Below are 15,729 nucleotides of genomic sequence, written 5' to 3'. Positions count from 1 at the left end.
GTAATTTGATCATTAAGCAGCATTGAATCGCTGTATCGGAGTAGGTTTGATTTCGACCTTGCTTGCCTTGTGATTGTGCATACCACTGAGTCTTTGGATCAAACCAAATGGAAATATTACCTCGGTTGATTAAAGCTCGGTTATAGGATGACCAATTGGTTGTACGGTAGATTTTAGAGGCAGGCTTATTCATTTTGAAATTATATTGCTGAATAAGCTTTTGATGCTAGGTTTGTGCAACAAAGCCAAATTTCCTCTGCATCTGTAAGTTTATCAGACTTAAGGTCTTTTAAAATTTGTGTTTCAATTTCAATTTCTTTATTTAAAGAGTAATAGATACCTGATTTATTGTACTCGCCCATACGATATTTATTATCAACTTGCACAAGAGCACTAATATATTCATTTGGGTAAATTGAATTCGAGATGAAAGCGTTATAACTACCTAAATTTATAGTTTTATATCCTTCAGAGAATATGTTCTGGAAACTATCATAAGTCTCATATGGATTTTTATACATCATAATGAAGTCTTTACTCGAAGATAAACTTAATCCTCTTAAGCACTTTGAGCCATTTGGAAATGTCTTGCCTTTAAGTTTGGAAAGATAAAATTGTGCAAAATCACCATAATTATCCAGCTTGGGTTCTAAAGAGACTAGATACAGATGAGTATCTATGTATTCACCCAATAGTTTACCCGATAGATCGACTAACTCATATTTTTCAGTTAATTGAAGACCTGTATGTCCAATTTTAGAGGATGGAATATAAGTTTTCTCAGTCACCGAGTTTTTTAGAAGTGATCCAATTTTATAGCCTAATTCAGGATCTTTATTTAACTCTAATTCGTACAGACCTTCATTGGTTAAGTAATCACCAAAAATATACAGTTCATTTATATCAAGATTTTCCATATCTTTTCGGTTGCTTAAATAGTCTACACGGACATACTGCGTATCTCCTTTACTCGTAAAAGTGAGTTTGTCGAATAAATAATCGGAGCCAGTAAAATATGAAGGAGAATAGGCAGACCATTCAGAATCATTTGTTGTAGTATTTCCAGTTCCAGGGTTTGAATCAGAAGAAGAGGATCCCCCACCACAAGCACTTAGCATGAATGCACTAAAAATTGCGAGTGATAAATCTTAAATTTCATAAAAATCCCTATAAAAAATCGTAGTAATAAAATTGTTTTTTAAAATAAAGCAGACTAATTATAGCGAATAAATATCAAAATTAAATTTGCAAAATATATAAAAATTAACTATTTAAATATACTTAACAATCAAAATGTCATCCACCACAAAATACCAATCAACACCGCCATATGCAAAATCTGTACTGGCGCAAAGTACAGAGAAAATTTGAAACCACCCGTTACAGCAGCATTGACTGACTTGGCTACAGCATGTGCGCCCAGCCCCAAAAGCAGGGCATAGATCAGCCGGGTATTGGATGGATCTCCTTGAATGACCACGCTTGCCATTGCGGCATGAATTTCAAATAAAGATGCGAACAAGGTGCCTGCCAGCAAACCTGCATCTCCCAGTAATAGCTCTAGCCCATAAATTCCAGCCTGAATCAATGTCAAGGTGACGGCAATAATTACCGCCTCCTTCAGGCTAAACATCTGACTATCTTCTTCCTTTGCACAGTTCTCCGCTGGCTTGGCTTTACGTAATAGCAGAAATGCACAAGCAGCCAAAATGGCCATCGCAACCAAGGAGGGTAAAATCAGAATTTTCAACCAGCTCCACGACACCCCTCCAACGACAATAAATAACAATATCAGGGTCGAAATACAGGACATGAGTGCTGCGCCTGCATTGGATTTAGCATCGACCTCACCTTTGCGTACCTGTAGACCTAAATGGGCAATGGTCGCGGTACTGGAGACAAAACCTGAAGCAAGGGAGGATAGCATGAGGGCATTTTTACTGGATAAAAGCCGTTTGGCCACGTGAGCAAGTGCCTGTACCACCAGAATTAAGCTCAATAGTCTTAAGATCAGGTGCGGGTTGAGGACTTCTCCCCATAAAGGCGTGTCGGGTGTTAGTGGCAGGCCGATCAGAATCAGGGCAAGTAATAATAGCCCATCTCTAAACTCTGCTTCGGTAATCCATTGTCCGGCAATATTATGCAGGGAGTGTTTGGCCATCAGAATAGTCGTCAGCATGACCGCGAGCCCTGCGGCCAAGGGGATATTCCAAAGACAGATTGCCCCAATAAAATACGTCATGAGAAAGGCGAGTTCTGTGGTAATGCCAGGATCTTCAGGCTGATTTCGGATTGAAAAAATCACCATGCCACCCACAATCAGCGCACCGGCAAGTCCAATACTCATACCGAACAGGAAGCATAGCGCACCCAATAAGGCACAGATGGCAAAAGAGCGTAAACCGGCAAAACTGGGTTGATGTTCACGTTGTTTATGACGCTCTCGTTCCAGGCCAATTAACAAGCCACAGCCTAAAGCCGCCGTCAGGATGGCCAGAAGCTCCTGAAAAGAGCTACTGCTATTCAGGGGTACCGCGCTAAAATCCAAGTTTCACCTCAGCCACCTAACAAAACATGCTGTTTGAAATATAGGCGATTCTTCTAGAGCGCGACAAGCTGGAAATACATTAAAGATTGAATAACGGTCGAGGCATCCCAGTATTTTTAAATCCATTCAGCAAAAGTCACTGACATTGCTAACTGGCTAATGCGAAAAATAACAAAAACTTGTTATAGTGAAGGCAGATTTGGGGATTGATAACAATGAAATTTGACTTTGAAATTGATACTGCCTGGTGTTTAGACCAACTGTTTAAAGATGGCAAAATCAGTGAACGTGACCGGATGCTGGTGCAGACCACCCATCGTCAACGTGAACAATTAAAATGGCATCCTTTACAGTGGCTGGCCAACTTCAATCTTATTGATCAATCCCATCCGCAAACCACATTGACCTTGAACCGCTTATGTCAGTGGCTGGCCGAAAAAACTGGATTAATGTTCTATATCATCGATCCTTTAAAAGCGGACGTACAGGCATTGACCCATGTCATGTCACAGGAATATGCACTACGTAACCATATTCTGGCCGTTGAGATTCAGGCCGATAAAGTTCTGATCGCGACCGATCAGCCGTATAAGACTGAATGGGTCTCTAATCTTGAACAGAATATTTCCCCGAAAAAAATCCAACGGGTGCTGCTGAATCCAGAACAGTTACAACGATATATTGTCGAATATTATCAGGTTAGCCGTGCCGTCAGTGGCTCACAAAAATCCTCGGCCTATGACCGGGAAAATAAAGGCGTCGAAGCCTTGCTACAACTGGGCGATTCGCAAAATCCGGATGCCAATGACCAGCATATTGTCAAACTGGTGGACTGGGTGCTGCAATTTGCCTTTGAACAGGGTGCAAGTGATATTCATATGGAACCGCGCAAAGGTACGGGCAAGATTCGCTTTCGAATCGATGGGGTGTTGCATACCATTTATAACATGCCGGCCAATACGCTGACAGCGGTGATTTCCCGGATCAAGATTCTGGGCCGGATGAATGTGGCAGAAAAGCGTAAACCACAAGATGGCCGTCTGAAAACCCGAACGCCGAAAGGACAGGAAACCGAATTGCGTCTGTCGACCTTGCCGACCGCATTTGGCGAAAAACTGGTGATGCGTATTTTTGATCCGGAAGTTCTGGTCAGAAGTTTTCAGCAACTCGGTTTTGAAGGGCATTTACTGAATGACTGGAATAATCTGACCAGTCACAGTCACGGCATCATTCTGGTCACCGGGCCAACTGGTTCTGGTAAAACCACAACGCTGTATTCGACCTTGAAGCAGCTGGCGACGGAACAGGTCAATGTCTGTACCATTGAAGATCCGATCGAGATGCTGGAACCGAGTTTCAACCAGATGCAGGTCAATAATGGTATTGAACTGGGCTTCGCCGATGGCGTGCGCGCGCTGATGCGTCAGGATCCGGACATTATCATGGTCGGTGAGATTCGTGATCAGGATACGGCCAATATGGCGATCCAGGCGGCACTCACCGGGCATCTGGTGTTATCTACCCTACATACCAATGATGCGCCGTCGAGTCTGACCCGTTTGCATGATCTGGGCGTGCAACCTTTTCTGACCGCAGCCACCATTCTCGGGGTATTGGCGCAGCGTCTGGTGCGTAAACTCTGCCCACACTGCAAGCAGGAAAGCTTCCTGAATGAACAGGAATGGCAGCATCTGGCGGCAGACTATCCTTTACCGCGTCCGGAATTTGTTTTTAAAGCCGTAGGTTGTGAGGAGTGCCGTCATACCGGTTATAAAGGCCGGATTGGTATTTACGAATTTATGCCCCTGAGTCTGGAAACCAAGCAGCTGATTGGGGCCGACGCTAACTTAAACAAGCTACGCCAGCAGGCAAAAAAAGAAGGGGTAGAACCGCTGCGTATCGCGGGTGCGCGTAAGGTCGTAGAAGGAATGACCACACTGGAAGAAGTATTGAGAGTGGTTCCTTTAAATTAATTTTTAAAGATGAAGCAATCTTAAGTTTCAATTCATCTTCGGCTGTTTTAATAGCATTATCGAAACAAAGCACAGATACACAAAGAGGTATACGCCATGAAAATGATGATGAATACAGTTTTAGCAGCCGCACTGATGGGTTCAATTGCGACAGCCGCAGTTGCAAGTAATGAAGCCGTGAATCAACCCGTGGTAAATCAGGCTGCTTTTGCGAAAACGATGACAGTGCAACAGGCCTTGGGCATGAAAGATGATAGCAAGGTTCAGCTTAAAGGCTATGTGGTTAAAGCGGTTGGTAATGAAAAATATCAGTTCCGTGACAGCACAGGCAGCATTACCGTAGAAATCGATGATGAACTGTGGCAAGGCAAACCGATTTCAGCCAAAACGCCAGTGACCATTATCGGTGAAGTGGATATTGACTATAAACCGGCAAAACGTGTTGAAATTGATGTCGAGCAGCTTCGTTTCTAATTCTAATATGAGCAGAGGAATTGAATCTGAAGCTTACTCTGGATTCAAAAACTGTAAAAAACCACATGCAAATCATACAAAAAAGCATGTGGTTTTTTTGAGTCTGGAGATTTTTCAGGGCAAGATAGAGAGATTGGCAAAGCGGAGCACAGCATGCGTATTCTTTTGGCAGAAGATGATCAGTCTCAGGCAGAAAGTATTCAGACCTGGCTGGAAATGGACGGCTATGTGATTGACTGGGTCGAGCGTGGCGATCATGCCATTTTGGCGATCGAACAGCATCAATATGACTGCGTATTACTGGATCGCGGACTACCACATGCGACTGGAGATGACATTCTAAAAAGCTTACGCAGCATACAGAAAGATACACCGGTAATTTTTATTACCGCCCGGGACAGTATTGATGATCGGGTTGAGGGACTGGATCTTGGTGCCAATGATTATCTGGTCAAACCTTTTAGCCTGGAAGAGCTTTCCGCCCGGGTGCGTGCGCAGTTAAGACTGAAACAGAAAACGCCAAATCATATTCTGAAATGGCAGGATTTAAGTCTGGACACCCAGGCCAAGGCTCTGAATAAGGCTGGTCAGGCAATTGGTCTGACCGCGAAAGAATTTCAGATTTTATATAAACTGATGCAGCAGCCGGAACATATCATTACCCGCGAGCAACTGGAAGAATCGCTATATGCCTGGGGGGATGAAATTGAAAGTAATGCCATTGAAGTGTTTATTTACCAGTTACGTAAAAAAATTGGCAGCCAGATGATTAAAACCATCCGTGGTTTGGGTTATCGCATGCATAAACCCGAGGCATAAATATGTCTGCACCAGTCTCCCTGCAAACTCGCCTGATCAAGAATGCCATGCTGAGCTCCATGCTGGCAGGATTGTTGGCGTGGTTGCTGTTACTCGGGGCTTCAAGTTATCAAGCCATTCAGCTGCATGACGATTTGATGGAACAGATTGCCGAGTTATTACTTGGGGATGTCAGACAGGCCGAAGGCGATCAGGTCGATGAAATCAGTGAGCAATTCGATATTCAATATGCGCTGTTGCTCAATCAGGATGTTTTGACCACCTCTATCGAGGATGACTTGCTCAACAGCCTACAGGCAGATGAACCAAGTGGCTTTCAGTTCGCCTATGAAAATGGCCGTTTTATCCGGATTTTGATTGCGGAAGATGAAGGATTGCAGGTCAAAGTGCTGCAGCCTTTATCGGTACGTTTTAATGAATTATGGCAAACCACCTTAAGCTTTGCCGGAATTTTACTCCTGCTCTGGTTATTGCAATGGCTGATTTTGCATGTGGGGGTGAAACGTCAATTACGGCCTTTAAACAATATTTCCAGAGCGATAGGCGCCAAGTCGGCCGAAGATTTAAGTCCGATCCGCAGTCCGGATCCTGAAATCACGGAATTGCAACCGATCGTACATCAGTTGAACGCCATGCTCAGCCGGCTGGAAAAATCACTGGCGGCGGAACAGCGCTTTACCGCAGATGCATCGCATGAATTACGTTCACCGCTTTCTGCGATTCAGATGCGTTTGCAGGTGCTGAAACGTCAATATCAGCAGGATGCCCAGTTACCGCAGGCCCTGCAACTGATTCAAAATGATGTCAATCGTGGTACGCAAGTGCTGGAGAATTTACTCTTATTGGCACGTCTGGATCCTGAAAAAGCAGAGCAGTTGCCGCAACAGGCCGTAAATCTGAAAATGATTGTTCAGGAGGTATTACAGGCCTTGCAGCCTTTTGCCGCAGAGAAACAGATCGAGTGGCAACTGAGCATAGACGATGGCCAGATCATGGCAAATGCAGAATTAATTTTTAGCTGCATTCGTAACTTGGTGGATAATGCAATTCGCTATAGCCCAGAACAAGGTAGGATTGAGATAAAAACAGATGTTGATGCCGCAGGGCGTTTGCGCTTAGTGATTGAAAATTCGGGAACAGGCATAGCACGGGAAGTATTGGTACATCTGGGAGAACGGTTTTATCGTGCTTTAGGCACACGTACCTCAGGATCGGGTTTGGGGCTGTCGATTTGTCGTAAGATCATGCAATTACACGCAGCAGAAATTGAGATTGCGGCCTCTGATTTGGGCGGACTGAAAGTTATACTCAGTTTTGCCAAATCGTAATTCAGTTCGCTAAAAAAGCAGTATGCGCTGATTCATACTGCTGGTTCCCACGTTTATTATGATTAGAGTGTTATCGTTATTTTGTGAGGATCAGGCGATTATTACGGGTCAGGCGTAAACGGTATTCTTCACCAGCATGCATGATTCTAATTTCACGCCCAAGTGCGAAAAGATTATTTGAGTGCAGCATGGGTAGTGCATGATGGCTATCGTTATTACGGCTAAACAAGCTAAAAGGTGCGTTCATTCCATCGACTCCGTGGTATCTGTTTTGGATTGATTTAAATGATAATCATTATCGAATAGGTCTGTCAATGAATAATTCTGTAATTTATAAAATAGAGCAATTTGCTTACAATCTGTAAAACTTCGAGTGCAGTAAAATGATGTCTAAACCCAATATTCATGTTGCGATTTCAATCTTATTTCATAAAAATCAAGTGCTTGTGGGGTGGCGAGAAGCCAGTCAGCATCAAGGCAACAAATATGAATTTCCAGGTGGAAAAGTAGAATCGGGTGAGCAACCGGTTGAAGCCTGTCGACGTGAAGTGCTGGAAGAGGTCGGGATTGATCTGGAACACTGGCATGCATTCGATTTTATCTGTCATGAATATGAAGATGTCATTGTCAACCTACATATATTTCATGCGTCAGTGTCTGAGTCACAATTGTCAGGAATTCAACCACCCTGGAGCTGGTATGCGCGTGAACAGCTGAGCAGTCTGAATTTTCCCAAAGCCAACCAGTCCATGCTGCAAAAGCTGCAATGGCCACAACGTATTAAGATCGCAGATGATCTGGCGACTTTGCAGCAACTCGATCCGGATCAGATGCTGTATTGGCGAGTGGCAATTACACCTGAACGCGTTATGCAATTACAACAGCTTCCGATTGAGCTGCTTTCCAAGCTAATAATTAATCAGGAGCTCTGGTCACAGCTTAACGAATTGCAACAGCAAACGATTCGCACCCTTCACCTGAAACAGTCCCAGTTAGTGGCCTTGCAAGCCGGTCAGTTACTGCGAGGCTATCGTTATATTGCAGCTTGCCATGATCTGGCGACATTACAGCAGGCTGAACAGATTGGCTGTGAGGCAGCTTTGCTCAGTCCGGTGCTGGCGACACCGACACACCCGGGTACTGAGACATTGGGCTGGGAGCAGTTCCAACAGCTGGCAACCCAGGTACAAATTCCGGTATTTGCCTTGGGCGGGCTGAAAACAGAAGATCTGAGCTATGCACAAGGCCGGCATGCTTATGGTATTGCAGGTATAAGCAATATATAAGTAAGCTGCTTTTTATTGGTAAGTTATAATTAAGATATTAAAGTTTTTTTAAAGCCTGCTGGGCATTTTGAATGGCTTTGGTGTCTTTTTGCTGTTGTGCAGCCTTTAAACGAACCTGCCAGAGCTGTTTCTTCATCGCATTTGATTGCGCATAGCTCAGGCCACGTAATGCAAAAGCATCTGCACGTGCAGGCTGATTTTTGCGGTTCGCAATCATGCCCAGGTACAGATAAGTTTCAGATGCTTGAGGTGCCAGGCGCTGGGCTTGTACCGCTGCTGCTTCGGCCTGAGAAAATTGCTGCTTGGCATAGGCCTGCTGGGTTTGCTGCATAAGACGCTTGAAAGCAGGCAGATTACGGCCATCATCAAATTTCTGGTTTTTAGGCTTTTGCTCAGGAATTACAATTTTCTGGCGTTTGATTTCAGGACGGTCATAAGGCGTAATCACGACGCCGTCTGGGGTCTGTGGTTTAGGCTTTTCTGTTGCAGGTTTGGCTGGAGCAGCTGGCTCTGGCTCAGGAAAGCTTTGGCAGCCCACCAAACTGAGGATGAGCAGGCCAGGGATGATTTTTTGTAACATAAACATAGACTCAATTAATGGCTATAACTTCCACTCGAGATAATACGGGTTTCGTTGGCAAGATCGCGTTCTATTTCTGTTTCACTTTCTTGTATATAACGGCTGATATCATCCATCTCGTCCGGATTGGAAGAAGAAGGTTCCGAGTCGATGGTCACTGGTTCCGTCACGTAGCGCGAGAGACCGCAAGGGGTGGCCTGATTCGGTAGCGAATGCTGCGAAATCGGAATATACATGGCACCTTCACAGCCTGGCGCAGACAACAAGCCGGTATAACGATCCAGCCAGTGCCATTGAATTTCATTCGGTTGTGGCAGATTGACCGGCTTCTGACGTAGCTGTTTCATGACATTGACCCAGACCGGAAGAGCACCCGAGGAACCGGTTAGGCCAGTGACTTTATTGTCATCCAGACCGAGCCAGACCACCGTCATATAGTTACCTGAATAACCGGCAAACCATGAATCACGGCTATCATTGGTGGTGCCTGATTTACCTGCAAGATTCAGATTACTCGGCAGACTGTTATAAGCTGCGCGGCCTGTACCACTCGACATGACCTGTTGCAGGCCATAATTCAGGGCATAGGCTGAAGCCGGGTCAATGGTCGGTTGTACGCTTAAGCTATAACGGTCGAGTATCCGTCCATTGGCATCGACCACAGAGCGAATTGACTTGGTTGGATATTTAAAGCCACCTGTGGCGAAGTTACCATAAATATTCATCACCTCCATTGGCGACATATCCACCGCGCCTAAATAAATAGACGGATAGGATGGAATATCAGAAGTGACGCCAAATTTTTTCAGATGATTAATAAAGGTAGACAGACCAAATTCTTGTCCTAAACGTACAGTAGACAGGTTGTAGGATTGTGACAGCGCTTGTGACATCGGTACGACACCATGTCCACGGCCACTGTAGTTTTTCGGCGTCCAGGTCTTACCATCACTTTGCACACTAATTTCACTGTCTTCAATCGGACTGGCCCAATGGTAACGATTTGATTCCAGTGCACTCAGGTAAATCACAGGCTTTAATAATGAACCCACCTGACGTTTGGCATCTACTGTACGGTTAAAGCCGGTAAAATCTTGAGTCGAGCCAACTGCTGCAACCAGTTCACCATTTTCCGGATGCGATACCAAAACTGCACCCTGCAAGTCTTTTAAACGACCCGGATTAGATTTGGTTAAACGTGCGACTGTCTGCTTAAAACTGTCCTGAATTCGGGTTTGAGCCAAAGGATCTAGCGTGGTGAAAATACGCAGACCCTGATTGGTCAGGTCAGTTTCCTGATAGTCAGTGCGTAATTGACGACGCACAATATCCAGGAAGTCCGGGAAACGTGCAGGGCCCAAGGTTGGTTTTGAAATCACATTCAATGGACGTGCGGTTTCTTTTTCATATTGTTCTTGGCTTAGATAGCCCATCACCAGCATATTATTCAGGACGATATCACGACGTTTTTTCGCACTTTCAGGATTACGCCATGGGTTATACAAGCTTGGACCTTGTACCAGACCGACTAAAAAAGCCTGCTGGGAAATATTCAGTTCACGCAGTGGCAGACCGAAATAAAACTGGGAAGCCAAGCCATAACCATTAATTGAATAGTTACCATTTTGGCCGAGATTCACTTCATTTAGATAAGCTTCCAGAATTTCATTCTTGTCATAATGTAATTCAACCAGCATGGCCATAAAGGCTTCATTGACTTTACGCTTTAAGGTACGCTCAGGCGTCAAATAGAAATTTTTCACCAGTTGCTGGGTTAAAGTCGAGCCACCCTGACGTTTGCCACCGGTAATATTACTGACAACAGCACGTGCAATACCGCGTGGAGATACGCCATGGTGTTCATAGAATTTACGGTCTTCAGTTGCGATGAGCGCTTCGATCAAGGGTTTAGGCACTTTATTCAGTTTGATCAGTACCCGGTCTTCGTTATGCTGTGGATAAATTCCTCCAATCAATAAAGGTTCCAGTCGGGCAATACCGCTAGAAGATGGCTTGGTGGCGCTAACCTCAGTCACTTGACTAGCACTAAAACTCACTTTCAGAACTTGTTCCGGTTCAACCCGATCACCAAAATCAAAGCCACGGGTATGTACATATAAAGTATTTCCCGTAGTGACAAAATTGCCCGACTTGGCATAACTATCCGAGTTTTTATAACCGAGTAATTTTAATTCTTGTTGGAAATCCTGCTGACTGACTGGGGCATTGACGTACACTTCCATTGGACGTGCGAAAACTTTCGCCGGAATATCCCAGCGTTGACCTTCAAATTTTTCGCGTACAATATTATCTAATTTAATCAGGTAAATACTAAATACGACAAAGATGGAAATGACTAAAATCGAGAAAATTAAGGCAAAAAACCCCATGCCACGTTCAGATTTCATAAATACTTATAAGATCCTGTGAAATTGTGCTAATCATGCGAAGCTTTTAATCATTTTGCAATATTTAATCAATAAATGCGCTTAAAATTAAAATCAAAGCCCACAATTTCTCCTTAATTCAAATATATTTCAAATAATTTGCGACGAGCTAGCATCCTGTTATAAATTATCATCCAGGTATAGCTTAATGCTATGATATGCAAGATCCGTAGCGGAGCGACGACACTGGTGCAAATTTCCCATAAAACCTTTCGAAATATCGGGTTAATAGGACGTCCTGATAAATCATCGGTGGTTGAAACCTTATGTCTTATTCATGATCATCTTCTGAATTTAGGCTTACATCCTGTTTTTGATGCAGCGACAGCTGAACTCGTTCCATATAACAATACCCAAACTGTCAGTCGTGCTTTACTTGGTGAAGTCGTTGATCTGGTCATTGTGGTAGGAGGGGATGGTTCGCTTTTGCATGCAGCACGCGCACTGGTCAAGTACAATACTCCTGTGATTGGCGTTAATCGGGGGCGTCTGGGATTCTTAACCGACATCAAGCCAACCGAAGTCATCTTTAAGCTGGATCAGGTGTTAAAAGGTGATTTTCAGACTGAGCGACGTTTTTTACTCGAAGTCGAAATTCGCTCCAAAGGCGAAGTGATTTACGATGCAATTGCACTGAATGATGTGGTACTGCATTCAGGAAAATCGGTGCATATGATCGATTTTGAACTGAATATTGACGGACAGTATGTCTATCGTCAGCACAGTGATGGCCTGATTGTATCGACGCCGACCGGCTCTACGGCTTATGCACTTTCTGGGGGCGGGCCAATTGTCCATCCAAGTATGGATGCGATTGCGCTGGTGCCGATGCATCCGCATACCTTGTCTTCACGCCCGATTGTGGTCGGTGGACACAGCGAAATTAAATTACTGATTCGTGAAAATCGCGTACTGCCGATGGTCAGTGCGGATGGACAACACAGTGTGTCTTTGAATGTTGGCGATAGCGTCCATATTCGCAAGCATCCCTTTAAACTGAATCTTCTGCATCCACCGGGCTATGACTTTTATAATGCCTGTCGAACCAAACTGGGGTGGAATCAGGACTTTGATTATTTTAAGCAGGATTAAATCATGAATATTGAACAAATGCTTGCCGTACTCAATCCTGAGATTGTTGAACGCCTAAGAACAGCAATTGAAATTGGAAAGTGGCCAAATGGTGTAGCCCTAACTCAGGAACAACGCCAGACTTGTATGCAGGCAGTCTATGCCTGGGAAATGAAAAACTTGCCTGAAAATGAGCGCAGCGGTTTTATCGATCGCGGCACCAAAGAAGAAGGCGAGGAATGTGATGATGATCATCACAAGAATGAACCGGAATTCAAGCCAATTCGTTTTGTCTAAGCACTGAGGTCGAGTCAGTCGAAAGATATTTAAAAAAGCATTGTTCAATGAAGGAACAATGCTTTTTTTCTACACATTTCAAAGTTTAAACGGTGTGACGATTCACCCATAATTCTTTGGCTTTTTGCATCGCAACTTCATAGCTTTTACATGCACCCATGCTATACAACGCAATGCCCATGGTTTCCGTAACCGCAATCTCGCCATATTCATGGCTTTGCTGACCATCCCATACTGCTTTAAATAAGGCCAGATCCAGTTCTTCCTCAACCGGACTACGATTGTCAGTCAGTTTCGGTAGTTCATAATCATACAGTTCGCCATCTTTAATACCGCAGATCAAAGTTTTGGCATCTGGATTACGCTCAAATTCGCCCCCTTCACCTTTAATCACCGCACTATTTTTATAACCTAAGCGGAAAGCCGCCTGTTGGTGCGAACCACGATAAGCCGGATGGAAAATGGCTTGCAGCGTCGCTTTGGCATTAAAAGGATTAATCAGGCGCGCCAAAGTATGAATCGGTGAGCGTAGACCCATGACATTTCGCAGCGCAATCAGGTCCGACAGAATCGGAGAAATCACGTCGAGCGGGATATAAGCAAAATGCTGTTGCTGCAACTGCTGTTCAACCTCGGCATCATTCTGACAGATTGGATAGCCTAAGTAAGTGAGCACCTGTTCGGTATAAACACGGTTCATGGTATGACCCGAGGCACCATGCATCACAATATTATAGCCATGCTTGGCCAGCGTCAGTGCCGCCAGAATAAACCATGGATAATGTTTGCGCTTGCCTGCATAGGAAGACCAGTCCAGATCAACATCCAGTGTTTTGAAATTGAGCTGGTCACGGGTCGCCTGAACAAAACCGGCCAATTCATCGACTGATTCTTCCTTGACCCGTAATAACATCAAGAAAGCACCTAACTGCACATCGAGTACTTCATTCTTCAAAATCATGCCGAAGGCTTGATAGGCTTCATCATAGCTGAGGGAGCGGGCGCCATTTTTCCCCTTACCCACGATGCGTACATATTGGGCAAAGGGATGTTCGAAATCTCTATAAATATTTCTTTTGGTATTCATAACTTATACAGCTTAAAGCAAATATTGGGGTGGAAGGGAAGGTGAAAATCCATGCAACCTTTCAGTATACGGAAAACAGGTATTTAAATCCGGTTATCGACTAATGTCTAATTCAATGCGAGCAAAAAGAAGGCAATTGCATAAGACTTTATGCACATTTAATGGGATTTTTCAGTAAAATTCAGACAATTTTTAGAGTTTGTTTAAGTTTTCTTAATCTCTTTCTCCCATTTAATACTTTGGTCTGATGCTGCGCGTCAGATTGAATGCGTGGCTGATTTTCATTTTGAACATTCTCTTGAGCCTATTGAGATTTGATCCAGTTCATCTTCAGAGCAGATGAACAGATCAGTGCATTTCTCAAAATGGTCTTTTTATTTTCAGATATCGTTCAAGTAGATTTATTATGGCGAAAAAACCGATTTATAAGTCACTGTATTTTCAGGTGATTGTGGCTATTATTGCAGGTATTCTGGTCGGGCATTTCTCGCCGAGTGGTACGCAAATTATCAATGGTGTAGAACAGTATGTTCCTGGCTTGGGTGAACAGCTTAAACCGCTGGGTGATGCATTTATCCGCCTGATCAAAATGATCATCGCACCGGTGATTTTCTGTACCGTGGTCAGCGGTATTGCGGGTATGGAAAGCATGAAATCAGTGGGTAAAACTGGTGGTGTTGCTTTACTTTACTTCGAAATTGTCTCCACGATTGCGTTAGTCATCGGTCTGGTGGTGATTAACATCGTCAAGCCAGGTGTAGGCATGAACGTTGATCCTGCATCACTGGATACCACGGGCATCAGCAAATATGTCGCTACAGGTGAGTCACAGTCGACGATCGACTTCCTGATGAATATCATTCCAAATACGGTGGTAGGTGCATTTGCGGAAGGCGAAATTCTACAGGTTCTGTTGTTCGCGATCATTTTTGGTTTCGCGCTGCATAAGCTGGGTGATCAAGGCAAGCCAGTCTTGAAACTCATCGACCAGATTTCACATGTATTCTTCAATATTGTGAACATGATAATGAAACTTGCGCCAATCGGTGCATTTGGTGCGATGGCCTTTACCATTGGTAAATATGGTATTGGTTCGCTTGCTCAGCTGGCACAGTTGATCATTTGTTTCTATATCACCTGCGTACTGTTTATTTTCATCGTACTGGGTTCAATTGCGCGTTTTGCGGGTTTCAGTATCATGAAGATGATTCGCCTGATCCGTGAAGAACTGCTGATTGTACTGGGTACTTCTTCTTCAGAATCAGTATTGCCACGTATGTTGAAAAAACTGGAACTTGCTGGTGCTGAAAAATCAGTGGTAGGTCTGGTGATTCCAACCGGTTATTCATTTAACCTAGATGGAACTTCAATCTATTTGACCATGGCTGCGATCTTTATTGCGCAGGCGACCAATACACAACTTGATTTGTCTCATCAGATTACCCTTCTTCTGGTACTGTTGATTTCATCTAAAGGTGCGGCAGGTGTCACGGGTTCTGGCTTTATTGTGATGGCGGCAACCTTGGCTGCTGTGGGTAATATTCCTGTTGCAGGTCTGGCCTTGATTCTCGGTATTGACCGTTTCATGTCTGAAGCGCGTGCCTTGACCAATCTGGTGGGTAACTCTTTGGCGACTTTAGTGGTTGCGAAATGGGTTGGCCAGTTAGATATGGACAAGCTGAACTACGCTTTAGCGAATCCTGCAGAAATTGATGAAAAAATGGCGCAAGAAGGCAATAACGCTCACTAAGTTTGAGTCTGTTTTTCGTGTCTAAAAGGGAAGCTTCGGCTTCACTGCTGTCCCACAATTTTTACAAGA

The 15,729-nt window shown here is 44.2% G+C and carries 15 protein-coding genes; 8 read left to right on the top strand and 7 right to left on the bottom strand.

Annotated features, from left to right (window positions below; translation table 11 throughout):
- The 3 genes from FTU45_RS09605 to FTU45_RS09595 form a co-directional block, all read right to left on the bottom strand.
- Positions 1-193, bottom strand: a 193-nt coding sequence (locus FTU45_RS09605) for a transposase (protein WP_180076057.1), incomplete at its 3' end; no start/stop codon positions are given.
- Positions 194-200: 7 nt separating this feature from the next.
- Positions 201-1,118, bottom strand: coding sequence for a hypothetical protein (locus FTU45_RS09600; protein WP_180076327.1), 918 nt, complete (start codon positions 1,116-1,118; stop codon positions 201-203).
- Positions 1,119-1,288: 170 nt separating this feature from the next.
- A complete protein-coding gene (locus FTU45_RS09595) occupies positions 1,289-2,548 on the bottom strand; it encodes an MgtC/SapB family protein (RefSeq protein ID WP_159516057.1) in 1,260 nt (419 codons plus the stop codon).
- A 215-nt stretch (positions 2,549-2,763) separates the two neighbouring features.
- On the opposite strand from FTU45_RS09595, the gene FTU45_RS09590 reads away from it, so the two are divergent.
- From FTU45_RS09590 to FTU45_RS09575, 4 genes are all read left to right on the top strand, one after another.
- A complete protein-coding gene (locus FTU45_RS09590) occupies positions 2,764-4,521 on the top strand; it encodes a GspE/PulE family protein (RefSeq protein WP_180076326.1) in 1,758 nt (585 codons plus the stop codon).
- Between the two features lie 96 nt (positions 4,522-4,617).
- Positions 4,618-4,995, top strand: coding sequence for a NirD/YgiW/YdeI family stress tolerance protein (locus tag FTU45_RS09585; RefSeq protein WP_180076325.1), 378 nt, complete (start codon positions 4,618-4,620; stop codon positions 4,993-4,995).
- 153 nt (positions 4,996-5,148) lie between these two features.
- The gene (locus FTU45_RS09580; RefSeq protein ID WP_180076324.1) at positions 5,149-5,814 is read left to right on the top strand and encodes a response regulator transcription factor; all 666 of its coding nucleotides are present in this window, start codon (positions 5,149-5,151) and stop codon (positions 5,812-5,814) included.
- Positions 5,815-5,816: 2 nt separating this feature from the next.
- Positions 5,817-7,142, top strand: coding sequence for a HAMP domain-containing sensor histidine kinase (locus tag FTU45_RS09575; RefSeq protein ID WP_180076323.1), 1,326 nt, complete (start codon positions 5,817-5,819; stop codon positions 7,140-7,142).
- A gap of 76 nt (positions 7,143-7,218) precedes the next feature.
- Here the strand turns inward: FTU45_RS09575 and hemP are convergent, their stop codons facing one another.
- A complete protein-coding gene (gene hemP, locus FTU45_RS09570; RefSeq protein WP_005170213.1) occupies positions 7,219-7,389 on the bottom strand; it encodes a hemin uptake protein HemP in 171 nt (56 codons plus the stop codon).
- Positions 7,390-7,528: 139 nt separating this feature from the next.
- Between hemP and FTU45_RS09565 the strand changes: the two genes are divergently transcribed.
- Complete coding sequence (locus FTU45_RS09565; RefSeq protein ID WP_180076322.1) at positions 7,529-8,428, top strand: NUDIX domain-containing protein; 900 nt, start codon at positions 7,529-7,531, stop codon at positions 8,426-8,428.
- A gap of 37 nt (positions 8,429-8,465) precedes the next feature.
- On the opposite strand, the gene FTU45_RS09560 is transcribed toward FTU45_RS09565, so the two are convergent.
- Together FTU45_RS09560 and mrcB are read right to left on the bottom strand one after the other, a co-directional pair.
- Positions 8,466-9,008 (bottom strand): hypothetical protein, encoded by a 543-nt coding sequence (locus FTU45_RS09560; protein WP_100329188.1) that lies wholly within the window; start codon positions 9,006-9,008, stop codon positions 8,466-8,468.
- A 14-nt stretch (positions 9,009-9,022) separates the two neighbouring features.
- Positions 9,023-11,416 (bottom strand): penicillin-binding protein 1B, encoded by a 2,394-nt coding sequence (gene mrcB, locus FTU45_RS09555; RefSeq protein ID WP_180076321.1) that lies wholly within the window; start codon positions 11,414-11,416, stop codon positions 9,023-9,025.
- Positions 11,417-11,608: 192 nt separating this feature from the next.
- Here mrcB and FTU45_RS09550 point away from each other — a divergent pair, with 192 nt between their 5' ends.
- Both FTU45_RS09550 and FTU45_RS09545 read left to right on the top strand, forming a co-directional pair.
- The gene (locus FTU45_RS09550; RefSeq protein ID WP_005097467.1) at positions 11,609-12,547 is read left to right on the top strand and encodes an NAD(+) kinase; all 939 of its coding nucleotides are present in this window, start codon (positions 11,609-11,611) and stop codon (positions 12,545-12,547) included.
- A 3-nt stretch (positions 12,548-12,550) separates the two neighbouring features.
- Positions 12,551-12,823, top strand: a complete 273-nt coding sequence (locus FTU45_RS09545; protein ID WP_005097466.1) for a YeaC family protein — start codon at positions 12,551-12,553, stop codon at positions 12,821-12,823.
- A gap of 85 nt (positions 12,824-12,908) precedes the next feature.
- Here FTU45_RS09545 and FTU45_RS09540 read toward each other — a convergent pair whose 3' ends face one another.
- Entirely contained in the window at positions 12,909-13,910 is a 1,002-nt protein-coding gene (locus tag FTU45_RS09540; protein WP_180076320.1) for a glycosyl transferase family protein, read from the bottom strand.
- Between the two features lie 406 nt (positions 13,911-14,316).
- Here FTU45_RS09540 and FTU45_RS09535 point away from each other — a divergent pair, with 406 nt between their 5' ends.
- Positions 14,317-15,660 (top strand): dicarboxylate/amino acid:cation symporter, encoded by a 1,344-nt coding sequence (locus FTU45_RS09535; protein ID WP_180000422.1) that lies wholly within the window; start codon positions 14,317-14,319, stop codon positions 15,658-15,660.
- Positions 15,661-15,729: the final 69 nt, after the last annotated feature.

The sequence above is a fragment of the Acinetobacter sp. YH12106 genome (genome assembly GCF_013418995.1).
Taxonomy (GTDB): Bacteria; Pseudomonadota; Gammaproteobacteria; order Pseudomonadales; family Moraxellaceae; genus Acinetobacter; species Acinetobacter pseudolwoffii.
This window is presented reverse-complemented; position numbering and strand designations above follow the sequence as displayed.